The following is a 17,978-nucleotide window of genomic DNA, read 5'->3' on the forward strand; positions in this document are numbered from 1 at the left end:
GCGGCTCACCGGGAATTGTCCATGTCGCGGAACAGCTCGTCCGCAGTGTGATAGTGGTCGACCACGCCTGTCGGATCGACATATATATAGAGCAGGCGGCGGTTGTTGAGCGACTTGTAGCGCCAGGCCCAAACTTGGCCGTCGAAGGAAGTCACGCGCGACATCTCGAAAGGCCGGCCATAGGTGCGCAGCACATCCTCGACGCGCCATGCGCCGGGCTTGATGGTGCTATCGAACAGGCCTTCGTACAGCTCCTGGCGAATGGAGAAGACCTTTCCGTTCGCGTCGACGTCGACGTTGTTCACCGCGACACCTGCGGGCGCCCGCGAATACTGGAGCCGCTCTCCGCCGCCGGGCAGGGCGTAGGTGGCGGTCGGCGTGCCCAGGCGCTGCAGCGTCGTCGCGCGGTCCGTGCCGAGCGGCAGCCTGGTGGGCTCGCTCACACAGCCGGCCAGGATCGCCGCCAGCGCGACGACCAGAGGCCACAGGCGTCCGGACATCAGCGTCTTCCTTCGCGCTGATCGAGCTTCTGGTCCTCGCGCTGCTGTTTGAGCAGCTTGCTCTTGATGCGGTTGCGTTTCAACGGGGACAGGTATTCGACGAACACCTTGCCGAGCAGATGATCGAGTTCGTGCTGGATACAGACAGCCAGAAGGCCCTCGGCCTCGATGGTCTGCGGTTCGCCTTCGCCATCGAGGGCGGTGACTCGGACCGACGTGGAGCGCTCGACGCCGTCATAGATCCCTGGGACCGAGAGGCAGCCCTCTTCATTGAGCACCTTCTCGTCGCTGGCCCACACGATTTCGGGATTGATCAGGACGATCGGCTTGTCGCGGTCCTCGGAGACGTCGATCACGACCAGCCGCTCGTGCACGTCGATCTGCGTGGCGGCCAGGCCGATGCCGTTGGCGTCGTACATGGTCTCCAGCATGTCGGCGACCAGCGTCTTGATGCGAGCATCCACACCCTGCACCGGCTTGGCGACGGTGTGCAGGCGCGGGTCCGGGTAACTCAAAATGGTTCGTTTGGCCATGAAAGCGAGGAAAAGTTGTCGCTATTTTCGCCATTTCCGCGACGCGCCGACGCGCCGCGAGGTCATAGTCGTTGCCCAATCAAGGGCTTCAGCGCAAAATTCGTAGCAAATTGTGAGGATTCGTACTGACTGCTCGGCGCAGTGTGTGCACACCATAAACCATGAACAAACTCCGCATCAACAAAGGTCTGCGTCCGAGCTTCGTCGCCACGCTGGCGGCGCTCACCGTGGCGACCATGGGTGGCACGGCACATGCGCAGAACTATCCCGTCACGCCGCAGCAGCGGGCCACGGCCCAGCAGACGGCGCAGGCGGGTATTCCGGTGAGCGAGCTGGCGCCGAACGCACCCGACGAATACACGGTCAAGCCCGGCGACACGCTCTGGGCGATTTCCCGCCTCTTTCTCCGCAGCCCGTGGCGCTGGCCCGAACTCTGGGGCATGAACATCAGCGAGATCTCGAACCCTCACCGGATCTACCCCGGCCAAGTGCTCTACCTCGACAAGACCGGCGGACGCGCCCGCCTGAGCACGCGCCGCGGCGGCGGAGCGCCCGAAGGCACGGTCAAGCTGTCGCCCCGCACGCGCTATGAATCGCTGTCGGGCATGGCATTGCCGACCCTCAATCCGAGCCTGATCGAGCCCTTCCTGAGCGAGCCGATCATCATCGACGACGACACGCTGAGGACAGCGCCGCACATCGTGGCGGGCAACGAGAGCCGCGTGCTCCTGGCGCGTGGCGACCGCGCCTACGCGCTGGGCGATTCCAATTCGCAACTGATCGAGACGGCCGGCCCGATCCAGACCTACCGCGTCTTCCGCAATGCCACGCCGCTGAGCGACCCGGCCACTGGCGAGCTCCTCGGCTACGAGGCGGCGTACCTCGGCAGGGCACAGCTCAAGCGCAGCCAGTCGGTCGAAGGCCAACTGGTCGAAGGCAAGGAAGTGATCAACGTGATCCCGGCGACCATCGACATCACCTCCGCACGCGAGGAAATGCGCGCCGGCGACCGGCTCTTGCCGGAACCCCAGCGCCAGTTGCTGAGCTATGCGCCGCGCGCGCCGGAACAAGTGATCAATGGCCGCATCGTCTCGGTGTACGGCAATGCCGTGCAGTACGTTGGGCAGAACCAGGTGGTGGTGATCAACAAGGGCACGCGCGACGGCATCGAAAGCGGCCATGTGCTCGCCATTCTGAAAAACGGCGAGACCGTCGTTGATCGCGCGGCCAACCCCAATTACACCGGCAAGCAAGTCGTGAAGCTGCCCAACGAGCGCATCGGTCTCTTGATGGTATTCCGCCCGTTCGAAAAGGCTTCCTACGCCCTGGTGCTCGAAATCAGCGACGCGCCGAAGGCCGGCGACCTGCTGGTCAATCCCTGACGGCCAGCCCGCTTTCGTTTTCGCGTGGAGCGTGAAGAGCTCTCAAGCTGGCTCAGACTTTCGCTGACGCCGGGCATCGGCAACACCGCAGGCCGCAAGCTGCTCGCGGCCTTCGGCCTGCCTGCCGATGTCTTCAGGCAAACGCCGGACGCGCTCGGGCAGGTGGCGTCCGATGCGCAAGTGCAGGCACTGCTTCGAGTGCCGGCGGACCTGCCCCGGCTCATTGACCAGACGCTCGAATGGATGCACGGCGCCGACAGCCATGGCGCGACGCGGCGCATTCTGACCTTGAGCGATGCTGGCTATCCGGCATCGCTGCTCGAAACGGCCGATCCGCCGTTGATGCTCTACCTGCTGGGCGCGCCGGCCTTCGACCTGACTCGACTGGATCGCAGCATCGCCATCGTCGGCAGCCGCAATCCCACTTCGCAGGGCATTGAAAACGCACGCGGCTTCGCGCGGGCTTTCGGGCAAGCGGGCATCACCGTGGTGTCGGGCCTCGCGCTCGGGATCGATGGCGCTGCGCATGAAGGAGCCCTGGAAGCGGCTCAGGGCTCTGGCCTATGTGCCACGGTAGCCGTGGTGGGAACCGGCCTGGACCGCGTCTATCCCGCGAAACACCGGGACCTGGCGCATCGCATCGCGGCCCAGGGGCTGATCGTGAGCGAGTACGCGCTCGGCACGCCACCGCTCAACCAGAACTTCCCGAAACGCAATCGCATCATCGCGGGGCTCTGCAGCGGAACGCTCGTGGTGGAAGCGGCGCTCAAGTCCGGCTCTCTGATCACGGCGCGCCTCGCGGCCGAGCAAGGCAGGGAAGTGTTCGCGATCCCGGGGTCCATCCATTCGCCGCAAGCGCGCGGCTGCCATGCACTGATTCGCCAGGGCGCGAAGCTGGTCGAATCGGTCAACGACGTGTTCGAAGAGTTGCGCTTCGACGTGGCAGCGCCCGCAGCGGCGCGCTCATCCGGCCCGGGAGCCGACGCAGCAGATGAACCCGCGCTGCTGCGCGGGTTGGGCTTCGAACCCGTGAGTCTCGACATGCTGTGCGCACGCACGGGCCACAGCGCCGCGGACCTGCAGGCGAAACTGCTGGAACTCGAACTGGAGGGCCGCGTCGCCCGCCTGCCGGGCGGATTGTTCCAGCGCGTCGCGCTCGGCTGACCATCGGGCGAAACACGCGGCGTCGTGTTCGCGCAACTTGCGGGGCGCCGCGCCATGACTGGGCTATATTGGCTCCATGTTCGAAGTGCTCGTGTTTGTCTACGAAAACTACTGGCGCGGCGATGCGTGCCCCGAACCCGAACAACTGGGCCGCAAGCTCAGTGCACAGGGCTTCGATGCGGAAGAGATCCGCGAAGCGTTGCAATGGCTCGATGGCCTGAGCCTCGCGACCCAGGGCATCGAGCTCACCCGGCATGCCGACGGCCTCTCCGCCACCGTGAGTGCTCGCGGCGCGGGAGATGCCGTGATTGCGCAGTCACCGGGCTCGATGCGCGTCTATTCGAGCGCCGAGCAGGAGCACATCGGCGCGGAGTGCCTGGGCTTCATCAGCTTTCTCGAATCGTCGGGCGTATTGCCCGCCGGCATGCGCGAAATCGTGATCGAGCGCGCCATGGCGACACCGGGCGACCCGTTGGCACTCGACGAACTCAAGATCATCGTGCTGATGGTCCACTGGAGCACCGGCGTCGAGCCCGATGCCTTGGTGCTCGACGAACTCTGCGACGACACCGCGAGTCGTACGGCCCACTAGGATGACCCTGCCAGGAACACCGAGGAACCGGCTCCGCCGGGCCGCTGCGCGCAGCCTGGGGGCGAGTTCAGTTCAGGAGGCGTTCGGGGTTGGCGTCCAGCTTTGCTAGCGCCTCGCGCGTGGCACGGACTGTGAGGGTTTCTTCTTCGGCTGGTACCAGCAAGCCTGCCTGCAGGTAGGACGCCAGCCTCCCGACCTGAATCAGGAAGCTGCGGCCGTCGCTCGAGGCGAACAGGTGCAGTTGCTTGCGTTCGCTGCGCCAGACGAACTGGACCTGACTGACCCGGTCGTTGTGGTCGAGCATGAACCAGGTGCCCACCTGAAGTTCGTGCGCCCAGGCGAGCATGTCTTCGCCGACCTTCGTGCCGGTGTCGGGCACCACTTCGATGGATGCGGCATCGACGCCCAGCAGGAGTTCGATGCTCGCGGCATCCAGCGGCAGGTCAGTCGCGCCTTCGTCGGAGACGAAGTCCTCGATGTTGGCCAGACGTTTTGCCATGGCCTCGATCTTGGCCGGCGGGATGGCCTCAGTCTTCGACAGGAAGGCGTCCGACAGCGTTGCGCCGATGGTCTTGATGTGTGCCTCTTGCGGCTCGCCCACGATGCCGAGCAGCGTCATGCCCTGGCGCAGGCGCTGGAGCAACTTGGGGAGGTCCTGGATCACGCGGGTGCGGTCGTTGCGATTGGGCTTGGCGCTCGCGGCCCACACGAGATCGGAGGCGGAGCGCTTCAGCGTCACTGTCTGCTCGTCCTGCGGCCCATAGCGCAGGGCCGCGATGGCCAGCACCTCGGCCCAGACCTTGAACAGGAACTCTCGGATCTCCTCGCGCACCGGCATGTCGTTGAGCATCTTGCGCAACTCGATGGTGTACTGGATCGCCATCGTTTCCTTCTGCTCGACCTGCTGCGCCACGCTCATCACCTTCTGGGTGGTGTCGCTTTGCGTAAGGTACTTGTTCAGGAAGGCGACAAACTCGTCGAACACCAGCTTGAAGACGCGCTGCCCAGTTTCGGGGTACTGCTCGATCACCTGCACGACGCGGCGGATTTCGCCTTCAAGCGCACTGCCCGAAATGGCGGCGGCATCGAAGCCCATCACGCAGGACCCCATGCGGTCGATCAGCATGCGCGCGGGGTGCTGCAGGGTGCCGAAGAATTCCGGCTCGGCAATCGCCACGCGCAGGACCGGCATCTGAAGCCGTGCGAACCAGACGCGCGCGGAAAAGGGAATGCGCTCCTCGGCCAAGATGGCCTGGAACATCAGCGCCACGATCTCGACGGTGGCCTTGTCCGCGGTCGTCGGCGCCTTCTTCTTGAGTTCGCTGGTGCGGCGGCGCAGTTCGGCCGACGCATTGTGAATCGCGGTGGCTTCGTCGCCGACCACGTATTGGGACGCGTGCACCTGGTAGGCCACTTCCGCATCGGCGATGGCCGCCGCGAAGGCAGGTGCGCCGCCGGCGCCGCCAACGTGAACCCCTGCCCCACCCACCACCATCTCGCCCGGCCCTGCCTGGCGATGCTGCGTGATGTCGCCACCGATGCGCGCACTCACGAAACGCTTGAGATTGAGCAGCACGCCCTGCGCGCGCTGACGCGCCAGCAGCAAGGGCGAGCCCCCGGTGGCCACCATCGTGTCGCCGCCCGCATACCCGGCGCCGCCGGTCATGCCGCGCCCGACGACGCCGATCGCCGCCGGTGCAAAGCTCCCCGCGGGGGCGCCAAAGCCGCCGCGCATGACGGGCTGCTGGACAGTCATTCCCATGGCTGCGCTGCTGCTGCCGGCATGGCCGCCCGCAAAGCTGCCGCCGAGCGCTGCGTTGCCGGAGTTGGCCGAGCCCGTGCGCCGCACGAAGCTCTTGAGATCGATCTCGCGCATCACCTCCTTGGCGACCAGGAAGGCATTGGCGTCCTTGTAGGCCTTGACCATCACGTCGACCATATGCTGCTGCACCTGGTCCTGGACCTTGGTCCAGAGCGCGCGGCTCAGGCCGGTGGCCAGCCACTGGTCGACCATCACCTTGGCGAGCGCCTCGGGCTTGAGGATGTCCTTGGCGTCGAGTTCGTTCGTCCCTTCGAGATGCTGAATGCGCAGCCGCAGGTCGTTGAGTTCGAAGTTGGCCTTGTCCTGAATCGCTTGGGCCAGCCGCGACGACAAGATGCTGGTTTCCACCACCTCGTCGCCGATCAGTTCAAGGCGCGAGAGAGAGTTGGAGGGCGTCCCGCCGGCCGTGCTGGCGGCCAGCGCCTTGCGCCACGCGTTCTGCGACAGCTGCACCCAGTTCGAACCCTGCGCCTGGAAGGCGAGGAAGCCGTCGCGGTTCTCCTGCATGTCGCGCGCGTTGCCGGTTTGCGCGGCCAATGCGACGAGCCTTTCGCGGATCGCATGGGCAACCGGCGCGATCACCCCCTCGGTGGCGGCGACGAAACGCTCGCGCGTCTCGCGGGAGAGCTGGAGAGAAGAGGCATGGGACCGCGTGGGCATGGAGGTCAGGATCAGGACGGCAATTAATTCGATTCGGCAAGCACGAGCTTGCATCGGGAAGCGTAACCGCACAAGAGCCGGCAATGCTCGGCAACCCCAACCCTGACCCCAAACGCAAGGGCCGGGCCAGGCCCGCGCCGGGCCGCCCCAAGGCGGCCTGCAGCCCCCTCGCGGGGCAGCGAGTACACGCAGTGAAGGAGCTTGGGGGCCAGATTCACACCGTGGCGCCGGCGTTCGGATCGTCGGGGTCGCCCTCGCGCTTGATCGGCCCCTTGACCAGGTCCTCGCGCTTGACGCCCAGCCACATCGCGATGGCGGCCGCCACGAAGGCCGACGAGTAGATGCCGAACAAGATGCCGATGGTCAGGGCGAGCGCGAAGTAGTGCAGCGTCGGACCGCCGAAGAAGAACATCGAGAGCACCACGAGCTGCGTGGACCCGTGCGTGATGATGGTTCGGCTGATGGTCGAGGTGATCGCGTTGTCGATGACCTCGCGCGTGGTCATCTTTCGATAGCGCCGGAAGTTCTCGCGCACCCGGTCGAAGATCACGACCGACTCGTTGACCGAGTAGCCCAGCACCGCCAGCACCGCCGCCAGCACTGCCAGCGAGAACTCCCACTGGAAGAAGGCGAAGAAGCCCAGGATGATCACCACGTCGTGCAGGTTGGCCAGCACGGTCGCGAGCGCGAACTTCCATTCGAAGCGGAAGGCCAGGTAGATCATGATGCCGACCACCACCATGCCCAGTGCCTTCAGGCCGTTGGTGGTGAGTTCATCGCCGACCTGCGGCCCGACGAACTCGGTACCGCGCAGCGTGGCGGTCGGGTCGACTGTCTTGAGCGCCTCCATGACCTGGGAACTCTGCTGCGCGGAGGTCTGGCCCTTGTGGACCGGCAGGCGGATCTGCACGTCGCGCGAAGTGCCGAAGTTCTGGACCTGCACATCGGTGTAGCCCAGCTTGCCGATGGTCTCGCGCACCTTGCCGATATCGACCGACTGCTGGTAGGCGACCTCCATCACCGTGCCGCCGGTGAATTCGACCGACAGGTGCAGACCGCGATGGAACAGGAAGAACACCGCGAGCAGGAAGGTCACGATGGAGACCGCGTTCAGCACCAGCGCGTGGCGCATGAACGGAATGGTCTTGTGGATTCGGAAAAATTCCATTTTGCGTGTCCCTTATTTCGCGGCGGCCTCGGCCGGGTCGGCCGGTGGCTTCCAAACGGTGCCGATCGACAAGGTCTTGAGCTTCTTCTTGCTGCCGTACCAGAAGTTGACCAGCCCGCGCGAGAAAAACACCGCCGAGAACATCGAGGTGACGATGCCGATGCAGTGCACGACCGCAAAGCCGCGAATCGGGCCGGAGCCGAAGGCCAGCAGCGCGATGCCCGCGATGAGCGTGGTGACGTTGGAGTCCAGGATCGTGCCCCAGGCGCGGTCGTAGCCCGCGTGGATGGCGGCCTGCGGCGAGGCCCCTGCGCGCAGTTCCTCGCGGATGCGCTCGTTGATCAGCACGTTGGAGTCGATGGCAACGCCGATCGCGAGCGCCATGGCCGCGATGCCCGGCAGGGTCAGCGTGGCCTGCAGCATCGAGAGGATCGCGACGAGCAGGAGCAGGTTGACGGCCAGCGCGATCGACGAGAACACGCCGAACAGCGCGTAGTACAGGCACATGAACACCATGATGGCGATGAAGCCATACATCACGCTGTCGAAGCCCTTCTTGATGTTGTCGGCGCCGAGGCTCGGGCCGATGGTGCGTTCCTGGATGATCTCCATCGGTGCAGCGAGCGAACCGGCGCGCAGCAGCAGCGCGAGGTCGTTGGCCTCGACGACGCTCATGGAGCCGGAAATCTGGAAGCGATTGCCCAGTTCGCCGTTGATCGACGGCGCGGTGAGCACTTCGCCCCTGCCCTTTTCAAAGATCAGCATCGCCATGCGCTTGTGCATGTTCTCACGGCTGACGTCGCGCATGATGCGGCCGCCCTTGGAGTCCATGGTCAGGTCGACCTTGGGCTGCTGGGTCTGTGAATCGAAGCCGGGCTGGGCGTCGGTCAGGTTCTCGCCCGTCACCAGCACCTGCTTCTTGACGATCACCGGGCGGCCTTGCCGGTCGAGGAATTTCTCGGAGCCGAACGGCACCGGCCCCGCGCCCTGCTCGGCGGCCCGCGCTTCCGCGCTCTCGTCGACCAGACGCATTTCGAGCGTGGCAGTGCGGCCGAGGATGTCCTTGGCCTTGGCCGTGTCCTGCACGCCGGGCAGTTGAACCACGATGCGGTCCAGCCCTTGCTGCTGAATCACGGGCTCGGCCACGCCGAGTTCGTTGATCCGGTTGTGCAAGGTCGTGATGTTCTGCTTGAGCGCCGCGTCCTGCAGGCGCCGCGCCGCTTCGGGCCTGATCGAGACCGTGAGCTTGAAGTCGTTGCCTTCCTGGCTTTCGACCGCCGTGAGGTCCTGGAACTGGTCCTGCAGCAGCGCCTTGGCTGCCGTCACGCCGGCCTCGTCTCGGAAACGCATTTCGATGGTCTGGCCGACGCGATTGACCGCGCTGCCACGGACGCCTTTGTCGCGCAACCCCGTGCGAAGGTCGCTCGCGAAGGATTCGGCCCTCTTGTCGATGGCGCCCTTCATGTCGACCTGCAGCAGGAAGTCCACACCGCCGCGCAGATCGAGACCCAGGTACATCGGGAAGGCATGCAGCGCGGTCAACCAGGACGGCGACCGCGAAAGCAGGTTGAGCGCCACCACGTAGGGCGGGTCACTCGGGTCCGGCACCAGCGCGTGCTGCAGGACATCGCGCCCCTTCAGTTGGTCGTCGGTGTTGGTGAAGCGCGCGCGCACCGAAGTGGCATCAAGCGTCAACAGGTCGGGCGTGACACCGGCGGCCTTCAGGGCCTCGGCGACACGCGCCTGCGTGCCGGCATCGACCTTGACGGTCGACTTGGCCGACGACACCTGCACCGCAGGCGCCTCGCCGAAGAAATTGGGCAGGGCATAGATCAGCCCCACGAGCAACACGATCACGATGATCGCGTACTTCCAAACCGGATATCGGTTCATCGAATCACCTCAAAAACTCTCTCGCCAGCCGGGAGGGGCATGTGCTTTTCGGCTGCGCGGAGCGCGCCCGTTCGTGGGCTGACGTGGAACCGGCTTTGCCGGCCCACCGGCAGCGCCCCCGGTAGGGGGTGGGCGGCCACACGAAGTGGGCAAGCCTGGGGGCGAGCATTTACTTGATCGCGCCTTTCGGGAGCACCTGGACCACCGCGCTGCGCTGGACCTGGACTTCGACGCCCTTGGCGATCTCGACGGTCAGGTACTGCTCGCCGATCTGGGTGATCTTGCCGAGCAGGCCGCCGGCCGTCGCCACCTCGTCGCCCTTGGCGAGCGCCTCGATCATCGCGCGGGCTTCCTTCTGGCGCTTCATCTGCGGGCGGATCATCACGAAGTAGAGGACCACGAACATCAGCACCAGCGGGAGCATGCTGCCGAGCGAGGACATCATGTCGCCGCCTCCGGAAGCAGCGGGCGCGGTCTGGGCATAAGCAGAGGAAATGAACAAGGGAGTCTCCAGCAGAGGGGAAGAAATAAGTGCGCCGGCCTCCAATACAAGAGGGCCCGCAGATCCGCGGCGGAGCAAAACCCGCCGCGCAGCGCGGTACCTTGGCCGCGCACAGCGCCGAACATTGTATTCGTCAGGGAAACGCCGCGCCGGGGGGATCCCGGCGCGGCGATCGGGGCTTTTGGCGGCGGGGTCAGGCCGCAGCGCGCGCTGCCTGCGGATGGCGCCACTTGGCCATCAACTCGGCCCAGCGCACGCGCGCCGCGGCCAGGTTGCGCTCCTTGACGTGGCCATAGCCGCGGATCTGCTCGGGCAGGCTGGCGATTTCCAGGGCCGTGGCGTAGTTCTCGGCGCTCAGGCCGGACAGCACTTCGTCGATGCTCGCGCGGTATTCGCCGATCAGTGCGCGCTCGGTCTTGCGCTCCTCGGTGCGGCCGAAAATGTCCAGCGCCGTGCCGCGCAGGCCCTTGAGCCTGGCGAGCACCTTGAAGCCGGTCAGCATCGCGGGACCGAACTTCTGCTTTTGCAGTTCGCCCTTGGCATTCTTCTTCGCGATGATGGGCGGCGCGAGGTGGTAATTGAGCTTGAAGTCCTTGCCCATCTGCCCCTCGAACATGCCTTCGACCCGGTCGAGGAAGCTGCGGTCGGTGTGCAGCCGCGCCACCTCGTACTCGTCTTTGTAGGCCATCAGCTTGAACAGATAGCGCGCGACGGCCTCGGACAGGCTGGTCTTTCCCAGCGCCGACTCGGCCTTCTGCACCTTGGCGACGAAGGCCTTGTACTGGTCGGCGTAGGCCGCGTTCTGATAGCCGGTCAGGAATTCGACGCGGCGCGCCACCAGGCTTTCGACCGTGTCGCGCTTCTTGAATTCGATGATCTGGCCCGGCTGGACGCGCTTTTGCAGTTCGCTCGGTCGCTGGGCGGCCTGGCGGCCCCACTCGAAGGCGGCCTTGTTGTTGTCGACCGCCACGGCGTTCAGCTCGATCGCACGCATCAGCGACGCATGCTCGAGCGGGAGCCAGCCCTTTTGCCATGCGTAGCCCAGGATCATCGGATTGACGTAGATCGAGTCACCCATCAGCGAGGTCGCGGCCGCATCGGCGTCGAAGGCGCCGACGGCATCGGCGCCCACCGCGCGTGCGATCTCGACAGCGCAGGCATCCTGCGGGTTCTGCCAGTTGGCATTGCGCACGAAGGACGCCGTCGGGCTGCTGTGGCTGTTGAGCGCCACGTGCGTGCGGCCTTCGCGCATGCGCGCCATGGTCTCGGCATTGACGCTGACCAGCGGATCGCAGGCCAGGATCAAATCGGCCGCCGCCGTGCCGACGCGGGTGGTGCGGATGTCGTCCTGCGTGTCGCCGATCAGCACATGGCTCCAGGTGGCGCCGCCCTTTTGCGCGAGGCCCGCCGCGTCCTGCGTCACGATGCCCTTGCCTTCGATGTGCGCCGCCATGCCGAGCAACTGGCCGATGGTGATGACGCCCGTGCCTCCCACACCCGCGACCACAACTCCCCAGACGTTCCCGCCCGCGAGCGAAGGCAGTGCCGGCTCGTCGAGCGCCCCCAGTTCGGCCGGCGTGGAGCCCTTGCTCTTCGACTTCTTCTTGAGTTGGCTGCCCTCGACAGTCACGAAGCTGGGGCAGAAGCCCTTGAGGCAGCTCATGTCCTTGTTGCAGGTGCTCTGGTTGATGGTGCGCTTGCGACCGAACTCGGTTTCGAGCGGCTCCACCGACAGGCAATTGCTCTGCACGCTGCAGTCGCCGCAGCCTTCGCAGACCAGCTCGTTGATGACCACGCGCTTGGCCGGATCGACGGCCGTGCCCCGCTTGCGGCGGCGGCGCTTCTCGGTCGCGCAGGTCTGGTCGTAGATGATGGCCGTGGTGCCCTTGATTTCGCGGAACTCGCGCTGGATCTCGTCCAGCTCGTCGCGGTGGCGCACCTTGACGTTCTCGCCGGGCACGTTCACGCCCTCGTACTTCTCGGGTTCGTCTGTGACGACGACGACCTTCACTGCGCCCTCGGCGTGCAGGCTTTCGGCGATCTGCAGCACCGAGTGGCCCTCGGGGCGCTCGCCGACCTGCTGGCCGCCGGTCATCGCGACCGCGTCGTTGTAGAGGATCTTGTAGGTGATGTTCACGCCGGCCGCGATGCTCTGGCGGATCGCCAGCAGGCCGCTGTGGAAGTAGGTGCCGTCGCCGAGGTTGGCGAAGATGTGCTGGTCGGTCGTGAAGGGCTGCTGGCCGACCCACGGCACGCCCTCGCCGCCCATCTGCGTGAAGCCGATGGTCGAGCGGTCCATCCAGGTCGCCATGAAGTGGCAGCCGATGCCACCCATCGCACGCGAGCCTTCGGGCACGACGGTGCTGGTGTTGTGCGGGCAGCCCGAGCAGAACCAGGGCTGGCGGCCCGCGTCTGACACGCCAGTGGTTTGCGGCGCCGCCATGGCGCGCTCCTTGGCCTCGAGAATGGCGAGCTGGGCGTCGATGCGCGCGGCCATGTCAGCGCCGGCTGCCGCCAGCAGACCGGTCTTCTTCAGGCGCTGTGCGATCGCCTTGGCGATCAGCGCCGGATTCAGGTCCGCATTGGCGCGCAGCAGCGTGTGCGAGGTCGGATTGGGCATCGACCATTCGCCGCCCGAGTAGCCCTCGGCCTGATGCACTTCGCCCTCGTCGAACTTGCCGACCACGTTGGGCCGCACGTCGGGGCGCCAGTTGTAGAGCTCTTCCTTGAGCTGGTATTCGATGACCTGGCGCTTTTCCTCGACCACCAGGATTTCCTGCAGGCCGGTGGCGAAGGCGCGCGTGAGCTGCGCTTCGAGCGGCCACACCACGGCTACCTTATGGAGACGAATGCCGAGCTGGCGGCAGGCCGCGTCGTCCAGGCCCAGGTCGATCAGCGCCTGGCGCGTGTCGTTGAAGGCCTTGCCGCTGGCCATGATGCCGAAGCGGTCGTTCGGCCCTTCGATCACGTTGTGATTGAGCCGGTTGGCACGGATGTAGGCGAGCGCGGCGTACCACTTGTAGTGCATGAGCCGCGCTTCCTGCTCCAGCGCATGGTCGGGCCAGCGGATGTGCAGGCCGCCTGGCGGCATCTGGAAGTCGGTGGGCATGACGATCTCGACGCGCTCGGGGTCGATCATCGCGGTGGCGCTCGATTCGACGATCTCCTGGATCGTCTTCATGCCCGACCAGATCCCGGCGAAGCGGCTCATCGCGAAGGCATGGATGCCGAGGTCGAGGATTTCCTGCACGTTGGCCGGGAAGAACACCGGCGTGCCGCAGGCCTTGAAGATGTGGTCGCTCTGGTGCGCCGCGGTGGAGCTCTTGGAGATGTGGTCATCGCCGGCCACCGCGATCACGCCGCCGAATTCGGTGGTGCCGGCCATGTTGGCATGCTTGAAGACGTCGGAGCAGCGGTCCACGCCCGGGCCCTTGCCGTACCAGATGCCGAAGACGCCGTCGAACTTGTTGGTGCCGGCTGGCGAGAAGCCGAGCTGCTGAGTACCCCAGAGCGCGGTCGCCGCGAGTTCTTCATTCACGCCCGGCTGGAAGACGATGTTCTGTTCTTTCAGGAACTTGCTGGCCTTCCAGAGCGCCTGGTCGTAGCCGCCGAGCGGCGAACCGCGGTAGCCGCTGATGAAACCTGCCGTGTTCCTGCCCTGCTGCTGGTCGCGCAAGCGCTGCAGCATCGGCAGCTTGACCAGCGCCTGCACGCCGCTCATGAAGGCGCGGCCGTAGTCCAGTGAGTATTTGTCGTCGAGCGTGACCGTTTCCAGGGCCTTGCGAATGTGCTCGGGCAGGGGGGCATTCATCGTGTCTGTCTCCAGGTGGGCTGAGCCTTGTGGGCGTGGCTTTGCGGGGCATCCGGGTCGGATTCCCCTCGGCCATCATGACGCAAAGTGTATGCCTGCTGTCGTGACAGGTGTTTGCGTTCTTTGCCTGTTGGTCGCCCCATTTTGAAAGAATCTTGCTTAATATGCACACCAATGGAAAGCATTGACAAGTTTGACCTCGCCATCCTGCAAGAACTGCAGGCCGACGGGCGCCTCACCAACGCCGAGCTTGCACTGCGCGTGGGCCTTTCGGCCGCACCGTGCTGGCGCCGCGTGCGGGCGCTCGAGGAGGCCGGCTTCATCAAGGGCTATCACGCGGAGATCGACCGCCACAAGATCGGCCTCGGCGTGCTCGCTTTCGTGCGCGTGGACGCGGAGCGCGTGACCGTCGATGTCACGCGCAAGCTGGAGGACGCGATCCGCAAGCTGCCGGAAGTCATTGCCTGCCACTACATCAGCGGCACCGGCACCTTCGAGCTGCAGGTGGTGGCGCAGGACCTCGACAGCTTCTCCCGCTTCGCGCTGCAGCACCTGCTCAACCTGCCGAACGTGAAGGATCTGCACACCAGTTTCTCGCTCGGCGAAGTCAAGGCGAGCCACGCCTTGCCGCTCGACCACCTGGCGCCCCAGACGGGGCGCCGACAATAGGCCTCGATGCCACCGATCTCGCCCCAGGAAACTCCCTCTGCGCCGCGCGTGCAGCCACGCGTCGGGCCTCTCGAACCGCTGAGGCTCCCGGTGTTCCGCATGCTGTGGAGCACCTGGCTGATCGCCAACGTCTGCATGTGGATGAACGACGTGGCGGCCGCCTGGATGATGACCTCGCTCACCACCTCGCCGATCTGGGTCGCGCTGGTGCAGTCGGCCTCCACGCTGCCGGTGTTCCTGCTCGGACTGCCCAGCGGCGCGCTGGCCGACATCCTCGACCGGCGGCGCTGGCTGGTCGCCACCCAGTTCTGGCTGGCCGGCACCGCGATCGTGCTGTGCGTCGCGGTCGTGATGGACGTCATGAACGCGCCACTGCTGTTGGCCCTGACCTTCGCCAACGGCATCGGCCTGGCCATGCGCTGGCCGGTGTTCTCGGCCATCGTCCCCGAGTTGGTGCCGCGAACGCACCTGCCGGCGGCGCTCGGGCTCAATGGCATCGCGATGAATGCCTCGCGCATCGTCGGCCCGCTGCTGGCCGGCACGCTGATCGCTAGCACGGGCACGGTGTGGGTGTTCGGGCTCAATGCCGTGATGTGCGTGGCCTCGGGCTTCGTCGTGCTGCGCTGGCGGCGCGAGCACACGCCCAATCCGCTGGGACGCGAGAAGCTGATCAGCGCCATGCGCGTCGGCGTGCAGTTCGTGCGCCAGTCGCAGCGCATGCGCGCGGTGCTCACGCGCGTGGCACTCTTCTTCCTGCATTCCACGGCGCTGCTCGCGCTGCTGCCGCTGCTGGCGCGCAATCTGCACGGAGGCGGCGCCGGCACCTTCACGCTGCTGCTTGCGGCCATGGGTTCGGGCGCCATCGTGGCGGTGCTGTTCCTGCCACGGCTGCGCCAGGCGATGGTGCGCGACCAGTTGGTGCTGCGCGGCGCGCTGCTGCAGTCCGGCGCGACGGCGGTGATGGCGGTAGCGCCCAATGCATGGGTGGCCGTGCCCGCGATGTTCCTCGGCGGCATGGCCTGGATCACCGTCGCCAATTCGCTGTCGGTGTCGGCCCAGCTCGCGTTGCCCGACTGGGTGCGTGCGCGCGGCATGTCGATGTATCAGATGGCCATCATGGGCGCGAGCGCGTTCGGCGCCGCGCTCTGGGGCCAGGTGGCGGAACTCACCTCGCTCTACATCAGCCTCGGCATCGCCGCGGTCACCGGCACGCTGTGCATGCTGGCCGCGCTGCGCTACGTGACCGACGGCACCGGCGAAGAGGACGACACCAGCCCCGCCCAGCAGGGCTGGGCCGCCGGTCCGCCGAAGAGCGCGCCCGGCGAAGAGGGCCGCGTGGTGATCACGGTTGAATACCTGATAGACCCCGCGCGCGCCGCCTCTTTCCTGATCGTCATGCACCAGACACGCCGCGCACGGCTGAGCCAGGGCGCGATCGCGTGGGAGTTGCTGCATGACATCACGGACCCGTCACGCTATGTCGAGCAGATCGTCGATGAGTCATGGACCGAGCATCTGCGGCGCTTTCACCGCGCGACAGCGGCGGACATGGCGTTGCGGGAGCGGCGGCTGGCGTTCCATCAGGGGGAATCGCTGCCGGTGGTGACTCGCTACATCGTGCACCGCTAGGGGCTCGTCCCTAGTGGAAGAAGAGGAGCCGCGTCAGCAACGTGTGCCCCGCCTCCGCGAACATCAGCCCCACCAGCACCAACAGGCACAGCGGCGGCAGCAGGATCGCATACACCAGCGACAACCTTTCCCACGCCATGTGCATGAAGATCGCCACGATTAGCCCGGCCTTCAACAGCATGAAGGTGATGATCAGCCCCCAGCGCAGGTAGCCCTGGAAGTGCAGGTAGTCGACCATGTACGACATCGCGCTGAGCACGAACAGCAACCCCCAGATCTTGAGGTAGAGGCTGATCGGATGTTGCTGGCCTGTGCCTGGGGTCATGATCGTCCTCACCAGAGATAGAAAAACGCAAAGATGAACACCCACACGAGATCCACGAAGTGCCAGTACAGGCCCGTGATCTCGACGATCTGGTAGTTGCCGGTCCGGTCGTAGTCACCGCGCATCAGCTTGAAGGCCACGATGAATAGCAGGATCACGCCGCCGGTCACGTGAAGACCGTGGAAGCCGGTGATCATGAAGAAGGTCGAGCCGAACTGCGCCGCGCCCATCGGATTGCCCCAGGGCCGCACGCCCTCCATGATCAGCTTGGACCACTCGAAAGCCTGCATGCCGACGAAGAGTTCGCCGAAGGTCGCGGTCACGAGCATGAGCGTGGCGGCGTTCACCTTGTCGCGGCGATAGGCGAAGTTGACGGCCATCGCCATCGTGCCGCTGCTGCTGATGAGCACGAAGGTCATGATCGCAATCAGCAGCAAGGGCACGTTGGCGCCGCCCACGTGCAGCGCGAACACCTCGCTTGGATTGGGCCATGCAGCGGTGGTCGACACGCGCACCGTCATGTAGCCGGTGAGGAAGCAGCTGAAGATGAAGGTGTCGCTCAGCAGGAAGATCCACATCATCGCCTTGCCCCACGAGACGTGGAAAGCACGGCGGTCCGACGACCAGTCGGCGATCAGCCCGCGCCAGCCTTCCGCAGCGATCGGAGGGCTGAGCACAGGTGTCGCGATGGTTGCGGTGTTCATGAATGCCTCCTCAAGCGGTTCCGCAGATGAATCGCGCCACTTCCGGCGTGACCAACCCCAGCGTGGCGAACAGCAAGACCCACACTGCGAGCATGAAGTGCCAATAGCGCGCGCAGAGCGCAATCCGCCAGGCCGCCTCGGCGGGTTCGCGCCGGACGGCACGCACCGTCCACGCCCAGGCGGCGAGCCCACCGGCCATGTGAAGGCCGTGCATTGCGGTCAGCAGGTAGAAGAAGCTGCCGGCCGGATTGCCGGCAGGCATCACCTGTGCGCTCCACAAGGCCTGCCAGGCCCACAGTTGCACACAGATGAACGCCGCCGCGAACAGCCCTCCCGCTTGCAGCAGGCGACGCGTATGCAAGACATCGGCGGCGCGCGCCGCCCGGTGGGCCAGTTGCAAGGCCACGCTGCCCGCAACGAGCAACGACGTGCTGAGCCAGAGCTGCCACGGCAGCGCGAGTGTCACTGCGTCGCTGCTGTTCATGCGCATCACGTAGGCCGTGATGAAGAGCGAGAACAGGCTGGTGGCGACGCCCATGAACACCCACAGGCCGATGCTGGCCGCGCTCGCGTGCGCGGCGCGCAGCCTGCCGCTCCGATCGATGCCGTTGGCGACCATCGAAA

At 65.8% G+C, this 17,978-nt stretch carries 15 protein-coding genes; 5 read left to right on the forward strand and 10 right to left on the reverse strand.

The window, feature by feature from the left end; genetic code table 11:
• Positions 1–5: 5 nt before the first annotated feature.
• Together QTI04_RS19405 and def are read right to left on the reverse strand one after the other, a co-directional pair.
• On the reverse strand, positions 6–500 hold the full coding sequence (locus tag QTI04_RS19405; RefSeq protein WP_286617103.1) for a hypothetical protein: 495 nt from the start codon (positions 498–500) through the stop codon (positions 6–8).
• Positions 500–1,033, reverse strand: a complete 534-nt coding sequence (gene def / locus QTI04_RS19410; protein ID WP_286617105.1) for a peptide deformylase — start codon at positions 1,031–1,033, stop codon at positions 500–502. The genes QTI04_RS19405 and def overlap by 1 nt, the downstream gene beginning before the upstream one ends.
• A 161-nt stretch (positions 1,034–1,194) precedes the next feature.
• On the opposite strand from def, the gene QTI04_RS19415 reads away from it, so the two are divergent.
• From QTI04_RS19415 to QTI04_RS19425, 3 genes are all read left to right on the forward strand, one after another.
• Entirely contained in the window at positions 1,195–2,415 is a 1,221-nt protein-coding gene (locus tag QTI04_RS19415) for a LysM peptidoglycan-binding domain-containing protein (RefSeq protein WP_286600202.1), read from the forward strand.
• Between the two features lie 24 nt (positions 2,416–2,439).
• Positions 2,440–3,579: a DNA-processing protein DprA gene (dprA, locus tag QTI04_RS19420; RefSeq protein WP_286617106.1), complete on the forward strand. Its 1,140-nt coding sequence runs from the start codon at positions 2,440–2,442 to the stop codon at positions 3,577–3,579.
• Positions 3,580–3,655: 76 nt separating this feature from the next.
• Complete coding sequence (locus tag QTI04_RS19425) at positions 3,656–4,171, forward strand: DUF494 family protein (protein WP_286617107.1); 516 nt, start codon at positions 3,656–3,658, stop codon at positions 4,169–4,171.
• Positions 4,172–4,238: 67 nt separating this feature from the next.
• Here QTI04_RS19425 and QTI04_RS19430 read toward each other — a convergent pair whose 3' ends face one another.
• The 5 genes from QTI04_RS19430 to QTI04_RS19450 form a co-directional block, all read right to left on the reverse strand.
• Complete coding sequence (locus QTI04_RS19430; protein ID WP_286600206.1) at positions 4,239–6,653, reverse strand: DUF1631 family protein; 2,415 nt, start codon at positions 6,651–6,653, stop codon at positions 4,239–4,241.
• 214 nt (positions 6,654–6,867) lie between these two features.
• Positions 6,868–7,821: a protein translocase subunit SecF gene (gene secF / locus QTI04_RS19435; protein ID WP_286600208.1), complete on the reverse strand. Its 954-nt coding sequence runs from the start codon at positions 7,819–7,821 to the stop codon at positions 6,868–6,870.
• Between the two features lie 12 nt (positions 7,822–7,833).
• Positions 7,834–9,714, reverse strand: a complete 1,881-nt coding sequence (gene secD, locus QTI04_RS19440) for a protein translocase subunit SecD (RefSeq protein WP_286600209.1) — start codon at positions 9,712–9,714, stop codon at positions 7,834–7,836.
• Positions 9,715–9,883: 169 nt separating this feature from the next.
• The gene (yajC, locus tag QTI04_RS19445) at positions 9,884–10,216 is read right to left on the reverse strand and encodes a preprotein translocase subunit YajC (protein ID WP_286600210.1); all 333 of its coding nucleotides are present in this window, start codon (positions 10,214–10,216) and stop codon (positions 9,884–9,886) included.
• Positions 10,217–10,409: 193 nt separating this feature from the next.
• Entirely contained in the window at positions 10,410–14,027 is a 3,618-nt protein-coding gene (locus QTI04_RS19450) for an indolepyruvate ferredoxin oxidoreductase family protein (protein ID WP_286617108.1), read from the reverse strand.
• Positions 14,028–14,201: 174 nt separating this feature from the next.
• On the opposite strand from QTI04_RS19450, the gene QTI04_RS19455 reads away from it, so the two are divergent.
• Both QTI04_RS19455 and QTI04_RS19460 read left to right on the forward strand, forming a co-directional pair.
• Complete coding sequence (locus tag QTI04_RS19455) at positions 14,202–14,696, forward strand: Lrp/AsnC family transcriptional regulator (RefSeq protein WP_286600212.1); 495 nt, start codon at positions 14,202–14,204, stop codon at positions 14,694–14,696.
• Between the two features lie 6 nt (positions 14,697–14,702).
• Entirely contained in the window at positions 14,703–16,325 is a 1,623-nt protein-coding gene (locus QTI04_RS19460; protein ID WP_286600214.1) for an MFS transporter, read from the forward strand.
• Between the two features lie 10 nt (positions 16,326–16,335).
• On the opposite strand, the gene QTI04_RS19465 is transcribed toward QTI04_RS19460, so the two are convergent.
• Genes QTI04_RS19465 through QTI04_RS19475 form a run of 3 tightly spaced genes read right to left on the reverse strand, consistent with a single transcriptional unit; the run spans position 16,336 to position 17,973 of the window.
• On the reverse strand, positions 16,336–16,650 hold the full coding sequence (locus QTI04_RS19465) for a cytochrome C oxidase subunit IV family protein (protein ID WP_286600216.1): 315 nt from the start codon (positions 16,648–16,650) through the stop codon (positions 16,336–16,338).
• Positions 16,651–16,658: 8 nt separating this feature from the next.
• Positions 16,659–17,354, reverse strand: a complete 696-nt coding sequence (locus tag QTI04_RS19470; RefSeq protein ID WP_286600219.1) for a heme-copper oxidase subunit III family protein — start codon at positions 17,352–17,354, stop codon at positions 16,659–16,661.
• A 10-nt stretch (positions 17,355–17,364) separates the two neighbouring features.
• Positions 17,365–17,973 (reverse strand): cytochrome c oxidase subunit 3, encoded by a 609-nt coding sequence (locus QTI04_RS19475; RefSeq protein ID WP_286600790.1) that lies wholly within the window; start codon positions 17,971–17,973, stop codon positions 17,365–17,367.
• Positions 17,974–17,978: the final 5 nt, after the last annotated feature.

This window comes from Variovorax sp. J22R115 (assembly GCF_030317005.1).
Taxonomy (GTDB): domain Bacteria; phylum Pseudomonadota; class Gammaproteobacteria; order Burkholderiales; family Burkholderiaceae_C; genus Variovorax.